Raw genomic sequence first — 15219 nt, forward strand, 5'->3', positions numbered from 1 at the left:
TTAAGATTAAAAATAGTGGTTGGACCAGTGTGTATATCTGTGTATACTCGTTAGCACTTATGCAGCAATGCAAAAAAATTATTATTAAAAGTGTTAGGAGTTAACCATGCTAAGTTATAAAGCACCGATAGCAGACATCAAATTTTTGTTTGAAGATGTATTTAATTATTATGAGCACTACCAAAAGCATCCTGAATTTGAAGAAGCGACACCAGATTTGGTTGACGCCATTATGGAAGAATGTGCAAAATTTAGTGAAAATGAACTACTACCATTAAACCAAAGCGGTGATGAAGAAGGTTGTACCTTTGATAATGGTGTTGTGACCACACCTAAAGGCTTTAAAGAAGCTTATCAAAAATTTGTTGAAGGTGGTTGGCCGAGCTTACCACATGCGGTTAAGCATGGTGGTCAAGGTTTACCTGCGTCATTGGGTATGGTGATGTCTGAAATGATGGGCACAGCTAACTGGTCTTGGGCGATGTACCCAGGTTTAAGTCATGGTGCAATGAATACTATTCATACTCACGGTACGGATGAACAAAAAGAGCTTTACCTAACACGCCTTATTGAAGGTTCGTGGACCGGTACTATGTGTTTAACTGAACCACAATGTGGTACAGATTTAGGGCAAGTAAAAACTAAAGCTGAGCCAAATGGTGATGGTACATATAATCTTACCGGTACGAAAATTTTCATCTCGGCTGGTGAGCACGACTTAACCGACAATATTATACATATTGTATTAGCAAGATTGCCGGGTGCACCAGCAGGCACTAAAGGTATTTCATTGTTTATCGTGCCAAAAATGCAAACTGATGAGCAAGGCACTATTGGCGAGTTCAATAATGTATCTTGTGGCTCTATCGAACATAAAATGGGTATCAAGGCTTCTGTTACTGCGGTACTTAATTTTGATAATGCTAAAGGTGTGTTGATTGGTCCTGAAAATAAAGGTTTAGAATGTATGTTCACCTTTATGAATACCGCACGTGTTGGTACGGCTTTACAGGGGGTTTGTGCTGCTGAATTAGCTTATCAAAACTCATTGATTTATGCGAAAGAGCGCTTATCTATGCGTTCATTATCAGGCACTAAACATCCTGATAAAGTGGCTGACCCTATTATTTGTCATCCTGATGTTCGGAAAATGCTGATGACGCAAAAAGCGATTAGTGAAGGTGGCCGAGCCATGATTTACTATACAGCAAAATTAGTTGATGAAATTGAAAATGCAAAAACAGATAAAGAGCGTAAAAAAGCGGATAACCGTTTAGGCTTTATTACCCCAATCTTAAAAGCCTTTTTAACTGAGTTAGGCTCTGAAAGTGCTAACCATGGTTTACAAATATTTGGTGGTCATGGTTTCATTAAAGAATGGGGCATGGAGCAAATTGTTCGTGATACCCGTATTTCAACATTATATGAAGGAACTACTGGCATTCAAGCACTTGATTTATTAGGTCGTAAAATTTTAATGACCCGTGGTAAATCATTAAATGCTTTTGCCAAAGAGGTGCTCATTTTCTGTAAAGATCAAAGCATGATATCGAGCAACCCGCATAAGCGTCAGATGAATAAGTTTATTTGGCCATTAAGTACCACAGTAGCGAAATGGCAACAATACACCATTCGTTTAGGACTTAAAGCTAAAAAAGATCGTGATGTTGTTGGTTCAGCGTCAGTCGACTTTTTGATGTATTCAGGTTATATCGTTATGGCTTATTTTTGGGCACAAATGGCACAGGCCGCTTACGAAAAGCTAGCCACTGATGTTGAGAATAGAGATTTCTATCGCGCAAAAATCAAAACAGCAGAGTTTTATTTTGAACGTTTATTACCGCGTACTAAATCATTAGCTGTGACTATGATGGCAGATCCTAAAACCTTAATGCAATTAGATGAAGAGTTATTATCTTTCTTATAAATCAGTGGCTTAAATAGTATCATAGTACTAAATAGCATTTAAGATGTATTATCAGGCCATACTTTTTCAAGTATGGCCTTTTTGTTTATTCGCAAGATAAGTAAAGCCATGTTGCTAGCTAGCCAAGCAATATTTTTATAGCAATTTTACTAAGTTTCTTCTCTCTCAGCGCTTAGTAGAATTGGTATTAGTTTTTAAAAAGGGCATGGGTGCTGTTTTAAGGTTTGATTAATATCTTCAAGCACTTCAGCTGTTAAGGGCTGTTTAAAAGCAGCAATATTTTGCTTGAGCTGTTGCATGTTGGTTGCGCCAATAATGGTAGACGTGACTCCGTCGACTTGATCGCACCAAGCTAACGCTAGATGTGCTGGCGAGATATTATGTTTTTTGGCTAACGCTACATATGCATGAACTGCTGCGTTGGTATGTTGGGTATCTCGAAACAGCCCATTACGTTGCATCAGGGTAAAACGACTACCTTCTGGACGTTGTCCATTTAGATATTTACCCGTCAATAAACCTGTTGCTAAAGGTGACCATGGCAAGTAAGCGATATCTTCGTGAATACAATTCTCTATAAGATACGGCCAATCTTTGGTATGTAATAAGCTAAATTCATTTTGTATTGAAACCATACGCGGTAAGTTATGTTCAGCACTGAGACGCAAGTACTGATTAATGCCCCAAGGGGTATCATCTGACAAACCACAATAACGAATTTTTCCCGCTTTAACGCAATGCTCTAAGCCTTGAAGGATATCAAGCATTTCTTCATTTTGTTGCTCGGCATCGACTTGGCTATAGTTAATTTTATTTGGCCAATGTTCACCAAAATGTGGAGACTGACGATTAGGCCAATGTAACTGATAAAGATCGATATAATCAGTTTGTAAACGCTTTAACGAGGTTTCAACCGCAGTAATAACATTGGCGCCTGAAATTTTGCTACCATCGCGAATATAAGAAAATCCAGGTCCTGCAATTTTAGAGGCTAAAACAATATCTTCGCGACGAGAGGGTTTGGCGTTGAGCCAATTACCAATAATGGCCTCTGTTGCTCCATAGGTCTCTTTCGTCGGTGGCACAGCATACATTTCGGCGGTATCAATAAAGTTAATACCTTGTTGTTGAGCATAATCGAGCTGGGCATCAGCATCGGACTGGTTATTTTGTAAACCCCAAGTCATACTGCCCAAACAAATAGCCGACACCTCTAATGAGCTGCTACCTAATTTTACATATTTCATCACACGGTTCTCAATTTCTAATATTTAAGAGTAAAAAATTAATAGCAAGGAGTTAATAACCAAGGCCTATTGAGTTGATAAAAATACACTTTCAACAAACCATTGTTATTATTGAATCTCGCTCAGCGGATCCAACGAAGAAACTTAAACTTTAACTTACTGTATGGTGCAAACCTAACAGGTAAATCCTTGATAAATGGTCGAACTAATACTGATTTTAAGTGACTAAAATTATCAAAACCGGCTTGACCACTATATTGCCCCATACCACTGGGACCGACACCACCAAAAGGTAACTCAGGAACGGCATTAAACATAATGACATCATTAATACATTGGCTACCTGAACTTATTTCATTTACCCAGCTTTGGCACTGCGTTTTATTTTTACTAAAAATATAAGCCGAAAGCGGTTTGTCACGTGCTTTCACAAAAGCTTTAGCGCTGTCAAAGTCTTCAATAGCAATAATAGGCAGAATAGCGCCAAATATTTCATCGGTCATTAAGGCGCTATCAAGTGGAGGATTAACCACTATGGTTGGCGCAATGTAACGCTGTTCAATGTCAAATTCGCCGCCCACTTCGATGATAAGATCTGATAAATAGTCGCTAATGCGTTTAGCATGGCGTTCATTCACGATACGGCCATAGCTTTTGCTTGCTTGGGGATTTTTACCAAACATTTTTGTTATTTGGCTTTTCAGCGCCGTTACTAATGGTGCAATCATGTTTTTTGAAGTAATGATGTAATCTGGTGCAATACAAGTTTGTCCTGCATTCATCCATTTTCCCCAAGCAATTCTTTGCGCGGTAATATTGAGATCGGCACTTTCGTCAACATAAACAGGACTTTTACCGCCTAACTCTAATGTTACTGGGGTAAGATGTTTTGCTGCTGCGGCCATAACAATACGCCCGACCTGACCATTACCCGTATACATAATATGATCAAACGGCAAGGCAAGTAATGCTGTTGTTGCTTCGACAGCACCTTCGACAACGGAAAATGCTTGCTTATCTAAATATTGTGGAATGAGTTTGGCTAAAAGTTGTGATGTTGCTGGCGCAAGTTCGGACGGTTTCACCATCGCACAATTACCGGCTGCTATTACGGCTACCAACGGTGCCAGTATCAGTTGCATTGGATAGTTCCAAGCACCAATAATCAAGATACTACCTTGCGGCTCAGGTTGAATGTAAGAACGTCCTGGCTGGGCAACAATTGGGGTTGCCACTGAACGTTTTTTTGCCCAACGATTGAGTCGTTTACAAACATGATCAACATCACCGGTGACATAGGATACTTCGGTTATCCATGCCTCCTGTGCCGGTTTACCTAAATCAGCTTGAAGGGCATCTAAAAATGCTTGTTCATTCTCTGTCACTAAGCGCTTAATTTGTTGTAGCTGTTGCTTACGCCAGTTTAAATCACGGGTTTTGTTTGAGGCAAAAAATTGCTGATGCTGCGCCAGTTGTTCGCTAAAATCCACAAGTATTCCTGATTAAATTCTATGGTCGAATGATTTAATTTAACTGATTTACTCTAGGAGTACAAAGCTTTAGTGGATTTGCTATTGTGGTTTTATGGCAAGTACAATCGCTAAGGTTTGCTGTAATAAAGTACGAATATCACCGAGCTGCAATATGGATTGGTTAGCGAGTAATTGATGATATTGTGCTTGTTTGAGCAATGTGAGTAATATTTGTGCATTGACTTTAACAAGGTCTTTGTTGAAATATTGACATACTTGCATACAGGGTTTGAGTTGAGCTGCATTGTGCTGCTCAGCGAGTAAGCGCAATGCTGGTGAAAACTGAATTTCATTTAACAACTGTTGCTCTACGATAAGCTGATCACGATGATTCTTGATATTTAAGTTGATTAGCTCTAACAATAAATTCGTAAGTTGTTGTTGTAATTCAAGACGCACTTTAACTCGTCGTAATTCGACTTTATTGTGTTGTGCTAACAGCGCTAAAATAGGTCGCCATAATTGTGGTATATCTGCCGTTGCATTCTGTGAATTTAATTCGAAAGCTTCTTGTATCAAGTGTTGAATATCTTTGAAGTAGTAGGTTGTCAGAGATAGTTGAATATTAGCATGAGCGGCAATAGCTCGATGGGTAGTACCTTTGATACCTAATTTAGCCAGCATGTCAATTGCTGACGCTAAGATCAATTTTTTTGTTTTTTCACCCTTACTACGTCGTTTAACGGGAGCTTGCTCACTATTAGCTGACATTGATTTTTCTTACTCGTAAATGGTTACGCTATCTATTATTCATAAGTAGATATTCATGACGGTAGGGTAAATATAGCTGCTTAGTCACAATTTAGAAACAATGCTGAAAAATTTCCTTCAACATCAGCAATACCCAACTCCCGAAGGGTGATTTTAAAGCCTTACAGGCCGCGTTATTGATTTCGATAAGGTGCTCACAGGGATGTGAGTCATTAGAACAACGCAGGAGCAGTTGTCGAGAATAACCATTATCTTCAATCAATGCCTTGCCTGCATGGATGTAGGTACTGAGGTTCAGTCTGGAACTGTGAACCTGTGCCGCTAAGCCTTTTAAATTTCATTGAGTGGAGAGAAACTTAGTAAAATTGGTATAATTAGCCTACGGCTTTAGCTAGAAATATCTATTTGTCGGCATTACTTTCTTAAATGCAAAAAAGCCCATTACAGTAATTCACCGTAATGAGCTTTATAACTAGTGAGGGCAGTTGTCGGGTTAGCCTGCTTTTAGGTAATCTGATTCAAAATCATCAACATCAATGACGGCTTTACGAGCAATTTCTGTTGCTGTCAGTAGCGCAGCTTCTTCTTCACTAATAATATTGGCTTCTAAGCCTTTTTTAGCAACAAGATCCAGTTGATAGAAAGGCAGACGTTGGCCCAACTCTCGACAAATTTTATCAAAAATTGGCTCACAAGCAATGATATCTTCAAGCGTTTGCTCTAATTGTCCTAAGACATTTTCAGGCTCACGTGTTAAATATTGCCCCTGTCCTAAACGTGAACGGGTTTCATTATGATATTGTAATAGTGCCGCCACTTTATGATCAGTTTCGTCTGATGGTTTTTTCAACCAACAGCCTAAAGGCAATATAATAAGCTTTAATACACCGGCAACAATTCTATTAGGGAAATTGTTAATGAGTTCACTGATCGCTTGCTGGATATTGTATAAGCTATCTTCTACAGCCCATTGCACCAATGGCAAGTCAGCACTTTGGCGACCTTCGTCGTTGTAACGTTTAAGCGTTGCTGATGCTAAATATAAATAACTTAAAATATCACCAAGTCGTGCTGAAATACGCTCTTTACGCTTCAAATCTCCACCTAAGGTCAACATAGCAATGTCTGAAAGCATGGCTAGGTTAGAGCTAAAGCGAGTCATTAATTGATAATAACGTCTGGTTTTGTCGTTGTAAGGTGCACCTAGCGCATAACTGCCGGTAAAAGAAAACCAAACACTACGGCAAATGTTACTAATAGCAAAACCAATATGGCCAAATAAGGCATGGTCAAAATCATTTAGTGCTCGTTGTTGATCTTGGTTATTTGCTGCAGATAATTCAGCAAGTACATAAGGGTGACAACGTATAGCACCTTGGCCATAAATAATCATGCTGCGCGTGAGTATATTTGCACCTTCAACCGTAATCGCAACAGGGGCACCTTGATAAGCGCGAGCAAGATAGTTACCTGGGCCCATACAAATACCTTTACCACCATGTATGTCCATAGCATCTGCAACGCATGAACGCATTTTTTCAGTGAGATGGTATTTAGCGATAGCAGAAATAACACTGGGCTTTTCGCCCATATCAATTGCACCGGTTGACATGGTGGTAACGGCATCCATCAAATAGGCATTGCCACCTATTCTTGCTAATGCTTCTTCAACACCTTCCATCTTCCCAATAGAGATTTTAAATTGGCGACGAATACGGCTATAAGCACCAGTGGCTAGCGCTAGCGATTTTATGCCGCCGGTGCTGTTTGAAGGTAGGGTAATTGCACGGCCAACCGATAAACATTCAACTAGCATACGCCAGCCTTGTCCGGCCATTTCAGGGCCACCAATAATAAAACTTAAAGGTACAAAAACATCATCACCTTGAGTCGGGCCATTTTGGAAAGGTACGTTTAATGGAAAATGGCGACGACCAGTAATAACACCGTCAATATCTGTTGGTATTAATGCACATGTGATACCTAAGTCTTCTTCCTCACCAAGTAAATGGTCAGGGTCTTGCAACTTAAAGGCTAAGCCTAAGACAGTAGCCACCGGTGCTAAAGTAATATAACGCTTATTCCAGGTTAAGCGCATACCCAATACTTCTTCACCGTTAAATTCACCATGACAAACGACACCGTAATCGGGAATTGCACCAGCATCTGAACCAGCCTCTGGACTTGTTAAGGCAAAACAAGGGATCTCATCACCTTTCACAAGACGGGGTAAGTAATAATCTTGTTGTTCTTTGGTACCGTAATGTTGTAACAACTCGCCTGGGCCGAGTGAGTTAGGTACACCGACAGTAGATGACAAAACGGTACTGACACTAGAAAGTTTTTGTAGCACGCAAGATTGAGCGTAGGCACAAAATTCAAGACCGCCATATTGTTTTTTAATTATCATGGCAAAAAACTTATTATCTTTTAGATATTGCCATACTTCTGGTGATAAATCAGCGAGTTCATGCGTGGTTTGCCAGTCATCAGTCATGCGACAAACTTCTTCTACCGGCCCATCTAAAAAGGCTTGTTCTTCAGCACTTAGTCTTGGTTTAGGGTAGTTATGGAGTTTTTTCCAATCGGGTGTGCCACGAAATAGCTCGGCTTCAAACCATGTTGTACCTGCGTCAATCGCTTCTTGTTCGGTTTTTGACATTTCAGGCATTATGCCTCTGAACATGGTAAGCAAAGGGTTAGATATGTATTGTTTTCGAATATCGGCAATATTTAATGGTATGGCAATAATAGCAAAAATAAGCCAACTGAAGAAAGATATGATGTTGAAAAAAGTTCCCACGATCATAAGTAAGGTAAATGCTATGGTAAATGTTGAGAGTGATGCGCGCGAATACGCCATAAACCCACATAATGCGATAGCAATAAGTATCCAAGTTAAATAGTCCACATATTTTCCTTAATGTTGATATGTAAAGTTAAAATTACTGGAGGTCAGACCAGATAATTATTGAAGCTTAATTTGTCTTGTCAATAATTTCAAATTATTTATTGTCAGTATAGCTTCTTATGGTAACGAAATTTGTTTCTGTTTGGGGATGTTTGTTCGTTCATTTAACGGCTGTAATTATTCAGTATAGAAACTATGTGAATTGATGACCATAACAAAGTACTATGAATAGGTAAATTTGACTGCTAATAGGCTAATATCATCATGGCAGGTTTGTTGAAAAAGTGTCTGTAAATTTTCGCGAGTTTAGTTAATACTAACCATACCAATGGAGAGTCTGTTTACGAGTAAAGTCAGTAGCATTATCTGAGCTGCTATTAAAAGTCAGCACTATGGTTGTTAATGTTTGATTTATATCGCAAAAATTGTTTTTTGTCTTTAGTTTTTTGTCTTTGGTTTTTTGTCTTTGGTTTTTTGTTTAATATGGTTTTATTTTTATGTGTGAATTAATGGCGATGAGTGCCAATGTACCAACAGATATCTGTTTTAGCTTTAGCGGTTTAATGCAGCGCGGTGGTAATACCGGGCCACATAAAGATGGTTGGGGTATTACGTTTTATGAGGGTAAAGGTTGCCGTAGCTTTAAAGACCCGCTACCGAGTGCTCATTCGCCTATTGCTCAGCTGGTGACTGATTATCCGATTAAAAGTGAAACTGTAGTCTGTCATATCCGCCAAGCAAACTCCGGAGAAGTCTCGTTAGTTAACACCCATCCTTTTATTCGCCCTATGTGGGGGAAAAATTGGACCTATGCGCACAATGGCCAACTCGCTGATTTTAAAACTAAGCTAGCAATAACATACCATATGCCGATTGGGGAAACCGATAGTGAGCATGCTTTTTGCTGGATACTCGATCAACTACTGCAACATTTTGGTAAGGATGTACCTACACCAGAAGATTTATTTCACTATGTCATTGGGCTATGTCAGCAAATCAATAAACTGGGTGTGTTTAATTTACTGCTAACCGATGGTGATTTTTTATTGGTTTACTGTGCTAATAATTTACATTGGCTGACGCGACGGGCACCATTTGGTAAAGCCAGTTTAATTGATGCAGAGATGGTGATTAATTTTGATCAGGAAACCACTGAAAATGACATAGTTACTGTTATTGCCACACAACCATTAACAGATGATGAAACATGGCAAAAAATGCAAGCAGGTGACGGTTTATTATTTAGTAAAGGGCAGCTAATTTGCCAATATACAAAAAAGTCGTGAAATTTTATTCATCAGTTAAAGTTGATTTCAGCATAATGAATGTGAAAATAAGCACTATAAAGCTTTTTTGTTTACTACTACTGCTGTCGATTTTATCGCTGTTACAGAGTTTAATTGTGCTTCAAATTGCTCAACACCGCCTTTAATTTGATGAAGTTTAACCAATAGGTAATCTAATTCTGGCGCAAACCATGCGTAAGTCACACGTTTTTTTTCAATAACTTCACGTTTAAGCCTGATGGTTTTTACCAAACCGTAAGGTAGCATGATTTCTTCTTCACCATCATATTGATAAACGTAATTTTTTATCGAGCCTGATGATTTGATAACAGGATAAACAAATTGTTTTTGCTCTGGTTCGCTGATCATATTTAGACGATGCTGTAGATGGTAGCTCAGTGAGTCTTGAATATTATCAGGAAAGTCGATGCTTTTAGTTTTCTGTTTCTTTTCATCCGTAGCGGTATTGTTAGCTGTGTCATAACTCCATTTATAAAACTTATCAGAGCCAGTGCCTTCGCGTTTGTATTCATAGCTGGTTGGTGTAACTTTATTACCCTCAAGTTTAACAATTGAGGTTTCATCACGAATATCTGAAAATATTAACCATTCAATATTTGTGTGGTAGCTATATTGCGCTAAGCCATTGTCTAAATAGCTTAGCTTTCGTGTTGCGTCACCAACCGCTTTAGATTTATGTAAAATAGTATATTTAGCATTAAATGGAGGAATCATTACCTTGCTTGCTTTATCTGTCGTCTGGGCAAAAGACAAGGGACTGAACAATGTTAAGCTAGCTAATAACAAAGCGGTATAAGGTAATGATTTCAACATAATAAATTCTCTAAAAATAAAGTTATTCTTCGCTAGCATATCCTGAAGCCGGTAAAATCACACCATCAAATAATGCATTTTCTCCTGCCATGGTGACACGTTTGCTACAACACCAATTTACCACCAGTGGATAAATTCTATGCTCTTGTTGGTGTACGCGTTGTGCAAGGTCGTCAGCAGTGTCTTCAGGGAATACAGGCACTTTAGCTTGTAGGACCACAGGACCGCCGTCAAGTTCCTCAGTAACAAAATGAACACTAACACCATGCTCAGTATCACCAGCGTCAATTGCTCGCTGATGGGTATGTAAACCTTGATATTTAGGTAGAAGAGAAGGATGTATATTGATTAAGCGACCTTGATAAGTTTGGACAAATTTTGGCGTTAATATACGCATGAATCCAGCCAGTACAATAAGATCAGGCTGATAGTGATTAATCTCAGTAATGAGCGCACTATCGTAATCTTCACGACTATCGAAATCTTTATGTGAGAGCACAGCGGTGGCAATATCTGCGTCTTGTGCTCGGGTTAATCCATAAACGTCAGCTTTATTAGAAACTACGGCGACGACATCGCCACCATAGTTTTCTTGTTTACAGGCGTCAATAATTGCCTGTAAGTTTGTGCCGCCGCCAGAAATGAGTACTACAATTCGGCTTCGCATCAATGATTAACCTTTGTTGATAATAACTTGTTCTTGGCCAGCTTGTAGATCGGCAATTTCACCAATATGCCAAGCATTTTCACCGTGAGTGGTTAAAATTTCAATGCTTTGCGCTACAGCATCGGCAGGCACAACGATGATCATACCAACACCACAGTTAAAGGTGCGGTACATTTCATGTGTTGTAATGTTGCCTTTTTCTTGTAGCCAGTTAAATATTTCTGGCCACTGCCAGCTATTACCATCAACAATTGCTTGAGCACTTTCTGGTAATACGCGAGGAATGTTTTCCCAGAAGCCACCACCGGTAATGTGAGATAAGGCATGAACATCAACTTGCTTAAGCAGCTCTAATACCGACTTAACATAAATTTTAGTTGGTTCGATTAAATGGTCACCGATAGATTTACCATTGAGTAATTCGTTAGTATCGGTATTGTTAACTTCTAATACTTTACGAATTAAAGAGAAGCCGTTTGAATGAGCACCTGAAGACGCTAACGCAATAAGTTGGTCACCGGCAGCAACTTTCGTTCCGTCGATAACTCGAGATTTTTCAGCAACACCAACACAAAAACCAGCGATATCGTAATCACCTTTGTGATACATACCTGGCATTTCAGCGGTTTCGCCACCCACTAAAGCACAACCTGATAGCACACAACCATCAGCAATACCTGAAACAACAGCTGAAGCAACGTCAACATCGAGTTTATCTGTTGCGTAGTAATCGAGGAAAAATAAAGGCTCAGCACCTTGTACAATTAAGTCATTTACGCACATAGCAACTAAATCGATACCAACGGTATCGTGTTTTTGTAAATCGATGGCTAAACGCAATTTAGTACCGACACCGTCGGTTCCCGCAACCAGTACTGGTTCTTTGTAACCAGTAGGAAGTTGACAGATAGAGCCAAAACCACCTAGCCCTCCCATAACTTCTGGGCGTGTAGTACGTTTTACCGCACCTTTAATATTTTCAACTAGGGCATTACCTGCATCTATATCAACGCCAGCATCTTTATAACTTAAAGACTGTTTTTCTTCGCTCACGGGAAACCTCAATTAGTAGTTAGTTTGCTTGTACGATAAAGGCGCATATTCTACCAGCGCAAAGGCGCGCTGAAAATCTTTAAAATAAATTATTTTTATATGTAATAAAAATTAGCAACATTATGATAAGATCTTTATTATGAAACACTTGTTAATATACTCTATGTTCAGAAATTGTCTGATATTGTTATTTTTTGTACTACCGCTGAAGGTTAGCGCGATTGAGGTCGAAAATTTGTACAGCGCGAAAGTTGCTGTTGCCTCACAATCGGTAGGTGATCGCAATAAAGCGCTTAAAAATGCCTTGCGCGCAGTTTTGGTTAAGATTGGTGGCAAAGAAATCGAACATCCTGTTATTACTCAGGCGATAAAAAACTACAATAAATATGTCACTCAATATCAATATATTCGTCATGAGAATACAACATTATTGAATGTCTCTTTTGACGAAGCCAAGATCAATCGTTTATTTAAAGAAAGTGACTTAGCCATTTGGGGAAGATTAAGACCCCAAGTTATGGTCTGGTTGATTGAAGAAGATGGTTTTGAACGGAGAATAATTTCTTCAACTTCAGAATCATTATTACCGAATACCATTAATGACTTTTCTCAATTACGTGGTTTACCGTTAGTCATGCCAATAATGGACCTAACCGATCTAACGGCCTTGACGATATCGGATTTATGGGGACGCTTTTCACAGCCGGTAGCACAAGCTTCAGCACGCTATATGGCTGAAGCCGTTGTGGTCATCAGAGTGTCAAACTCAAGCTTACTTACCGCTGAAGATGCCACGGTTGAATGCCCATTGTGTCAAAAGCATAATTTAGCTGTTGATTGGAGTTTAATGACTGATGCTCAGAGTGAACATGCACAAGTATTTAGTGAGCAATACTTAGGTGACGACGTCAATGAGCTATTGATTACTGCTTTATCTGATATTACCGATATTATTTATCAACAATATGCTTTATCGACAAGCAATAATAATGAATTTGAAATTGATGTAGCTAACATTTCTTCGTTAGTTGAGTTAATCGCGGTATCGGAATTTCTCAGTGAACTTTCTGCCGTACAATCAGTACAATTGGTCAGTGTAAAAGGCACCAATCGTCGTTTTAAATTATCACTGATTGGTTCACAGCAAGCGCTGTTCGCTTCATTAAAGTTGAGTGCACAGTTAAACCATTATATTGATCCTTTAGCTGAACGTGAAGGTATAGACCAAGTACCGGTATTTTATTGGGGTAAAAAGTGACGAAAATTTCGCAATTAACCCTATCTGTACAGCTACCTGATGATGAAACTTTTGCCAGTTTTCAAAGTGAAAGTAACCAAATGGTTGTGCAGCAAGTTACCCATTTTTTAGACCGTATTTGTGATGCAAATAAGCAAATGCACAGTTTGTATTTATTTGGTTTAACTGGAGTTGGTAAGAGCCATTTGCTTCATGCGAGCTGTGTTTATGCCGACAAGTTAGGCATAACATCGTTATGTTTATCATTTTCTGAGTTAACACAGTTGTCTGTTGACGTGCTTGATGGCCTAGAAAACATTGATTTAGTTTGTCTTGACGATATTCAGTTGATTGCCGGTAACAAAAAATGGCAACAGGGCGTTTTTGATTTATATAACCGTATGGTTGAGCAAAATAAATGTTTGATTATTACCGGTGATCAAAGCGTAGGGCAGTTAAATATTAGCTTACCCGATTTAGTATCACGACTAGGTTGGGGCTTAACTGAACAATTAAAACCGTTAACTGATAAAGAAAAGTCATTTGCCCTACAGTATCGTGCTCAACAACGTGGCTTATATATCAGCGATGATGTGGCAAGCTTTCTTATTAATCGTTTATCTCGTGATATGACTAGCTTATTAGCCGCATTAGAGCAGCTTGATCAGGCTTCAATTAGAGAGCAACGTCGTATTACTATTCCGTTTATAAAAGATATTTTGTTTTAAAAAACTTAGCAACTATTCTAAAAGTAACTTTGCATCGCCAGATTAATACCGCTATCAGCTATTACTAGCAAAGTTACCACTTCTTGTGCGTGATCAAATCGTTATTTACTCAATGTACTATCATATCGCTCAAATATAATTTTCTATCGACATAGCTATAGCTTGCTCCGGAGTAACATTTATTATGAAATGGATTCACTTTATTGTTTTACAAGCCATACTTATTTTACTGGTGGCAGGTGTTGTCTATAAGCACACGGATAAAGCAACGGTTGTTAAATTGCCGCCAAAAGCGCTAGCCCAATGGTATAAACCAGAAAATAAGCGTCATGTTTGGTTACATAACATGTTTAAACTTAGGCGTGAAATGCAGGCTGTAGCGTTTTATGCCGAACAAAAAGATAATGAACGCCTTGTAGAGTGGGGTTTAAAGTTAAATGAACATTATCAAGCCATTGGTGAAATGGTGCCTAATTGGAATAAAAAACTCGATTCAGTAACGATTGAAAATATACAAAGCAGGGCAGCAAGTCATGATTATCCTGCGGTATTAGCGGCAGTAGAAAGTTTGCAAAAAAATTGTGATGCCTGTCATGTTGATTATCAAGCGATCACCGCACTGACCTACCGAAGCGCAGACTTTTCTGCAATAGACGTTGCGCCATCACTGCCGTTTGACAAGCATATGCGAGTATTGAGCAAGCAGGTTAATCAGATCAAAATTGCCTCAGAAGACGGCCAGTTAGATCTAGCGCTATCTTCTTTGATCGAGCTTAAAAAGGGCATGAATAAGCTTGGGAAAGTCTGTAGTACTTGTCATAAACAAGATAAGCAAGCCTACCCAAGTGAACAGATGCAGCAAACTATGCTCAGTCTTGAGCAAAATTTGAAAACCGGTCAGGCTAAACAGCAAGCAAAAGATCTTGGTTCATTAGCGGTAGCCGCTTGTGCTACTTGCCATGGTACGCACCGATTAGCCGCTGGCGTTAAAGGTTTATTGGCAAAAGATAAAAGTTTGCTTGAGCTATTAAAACACTGATGTGAGCGGCTAAAATAAAGCATGAATTTAAGTTGTTCAGTCTGAGG

At 39.0% G+C, this 15219-nt stretch carries 12 protein-coding genes; 5 read left to right on the forward strand and 7 right to left on the reverse strand.

Annotated features, from left to right (window positions below; genetic code table 11):
* Positions 1 to 106: 106 nt before the first annotated feature.
* A complete protein-coding gene (locus tag FGD67_RS01100; protein WP_257173291.1) occupies positions 107 to 1927 on the forward strand; it encodes an acyl-CoA dehydrogenase C-terminal domain-containing protein in 1821 nt (606 codons plus the stop codon).
* A 194-nt stretch (positions 1928 to 2121) separates the two neighbouring features.
* Here FGD67_RS01100 and FGD67_RS01105 read toward each other — a convergent pair whose 3' ends face one another.
* From FGD67_RS01105 to fadE, 4 genes are all read right to left on the reverse strand, one after another.
* Positions 2122 to 3174 carry an aldo/keto reductase gene (locus tag FGD67_RS01105; RefSeq protein WP_257173292.1) on the reverse strand — a complete coding sequence of 351 codons (1053 nt, stop codon included), beginning with the start codon at positions 3172 to 3174 and terminating at the stop codon, positions 2122 to 2124.
* Positions 3175 to 3296: 122 nt separating this feature from the next.
* On the reverse strand, positions 3297 to 4664 hold the full coding sequence (locus FGD67_RS01110; RefSeq protein WP_257173293.1) for an aldehyde dehydrogenase family protein: 1368 nt from the start codon (positions 4662 to 4664) through the stop codon (positions 3297 to 3299).
* An 81-nt stretch (positions 4665 to 4745) separates the two neighbouring features.
* The gene (locus tag FGD67_RS01115) at positions 4746 to 5417 is read right to left on the reverse strand and encodes a TetR/AcrR family transcriptional regulator (RefSeq protein ID WP_257173294.1); all 672 of its coding nucleotides are present in this window, start codon (positions 5415 to 5417) and stop codon (positions 4746 to 4748) included.
* Between the two features lie 493 nt (positions 5418 to 5910).
* Positions 5911 to 8328 carry an acyl-CoA dehydrogenase FadE gene (gene fadE / locus FGD67_RS01120; RefSeq protein WP_373567819.1) on the reverse strand — a complete coding sequence of 806 codons (2418 nt, stop codon included), beginning with the start codon at positions 8326 to 8328 and terminating at the stop codon, positions 5911 to 5913.
* A 497-nt stretch (positions 8329 to 8825) separates the two neighbouring features.
* Here fadE and FGD67_RS01125 point away from each other — a divergent pair, with 497 nt between their 5' ends.
* On the forward strand, positions 8826 to 9614 hold the full coding sequence (locus FGD67_RS01125; RefSeq protein WP_257173295.1) for a class II glutamine amidotransferase: 789 nt from the start codon (positions 8826 to 8828) through the stop codon (positions 9612 to 9614).
* 54 nt (positions 9615 to 9668) lie between these two features.
* Here the strand turns inward: FGD67_RS01125 and FGD67_RS01130 are convergent, their stop codons facing one another.
* The 3 genes from FGD67_RS01130 to purM are packed head-to-tail and all read right to left on the reverse strand — an operon-like array spanning position 9669 to position 12168.
* Positions 9669 to 10448, reverse strand: a complete 780-nt coding sequence (locus FGD67_RS01130) for a DUF3108 domain-containing protein (RefSeq protein ID WP_257173296.1) — start codon at positions 10446 to 10448, stop codon at positions 9669 to 9671.
* 22 nt (positions 10449 to 10470) lie between these two features.
* Positions 10471 to 11118 carry a phosphoribosylglycinamide formyltransferase gene (purN, locus tag FGD67_RS01135; protein ID WP_257173298.1) on the reverse strand — a complete coding sequence of 216 codons (648 nt, stop codon included), beginning with the start codon at positions 11116 to 11118 and terminating at the stop codon, positions 10471 to 10473.
* 3 nt (positions 11119 to 11121) lie between these two features.
* The gene (gene purM / locus FGD67_RS01140; protein ID WP_257173299.1) at positions 11122 to 12168 is read right to left on the reverse strand and encodes a phosphoribosylformylglycinamidine cyclo-ligase; all 1047 of its coding nucleotides are present in this window, start codon (positions 12166 to 12168) and stop codon (positions 11122 to 11124) included.
* Positions 12169 to 12331: 163 nt separating this feature from the next.
* On the opposite strand from purM, the gene FGD67_RS01145 reads away from it, so the two are divergent.
* From FGD67_RS01145 to FGD67_RS01155, 3 genes are all read left to right on the forward strand, one after another.
* A complete protein-coding gene (locus FGD67_RS01145) occupies positions 12332 to 13426 on the forward strand; it encodes a DUF2066 domain-containing protein (protein WP_257175194.1) in 1095 nt (364 codons plus the stop codon).
* The gene (gene hda / locus FGD67_RS01150; protein WP_257173300.1) at positions 13423 to 14133 is read left to right on the forward strand and encodes a DnaA regulatory inactivator Hda; all 711 of its coding nucleotides are present in this window, start codon (positions 13423 to 13425) and stop codon (positions 14131 to 14133) included. Before FGD67_RS01145 ends, hda begins: the two co-directional genes overlap by 4 nt.
* A gap of 184 nt (positions 14134 to 14317) precedes the next feature.
* Positions 14318 to 15172 carry a multiheme c-type cytochrome gene (locus FGD67_RS01155; protein ID WP_257173301.1) on the forward strand — a complete coding sequence of 285 codons (855 nt, stop codon included), beginning with the start codon at positions 14318 to 14320 and terminating at the stop codon, positions 15170 to 15172.
* Positions 15173 to 15219: the final 47 nt, after the last annotated feature.

This window comes from Colwellia sp. M166 (genome assembly GCF_024585285.1).
Taxonomy (GTDB): Bacteria; Pseudomonadota; Gammaproteobacteria; order Enterobacterales; family Alteromonadaceae; genus Cognaticolwellia.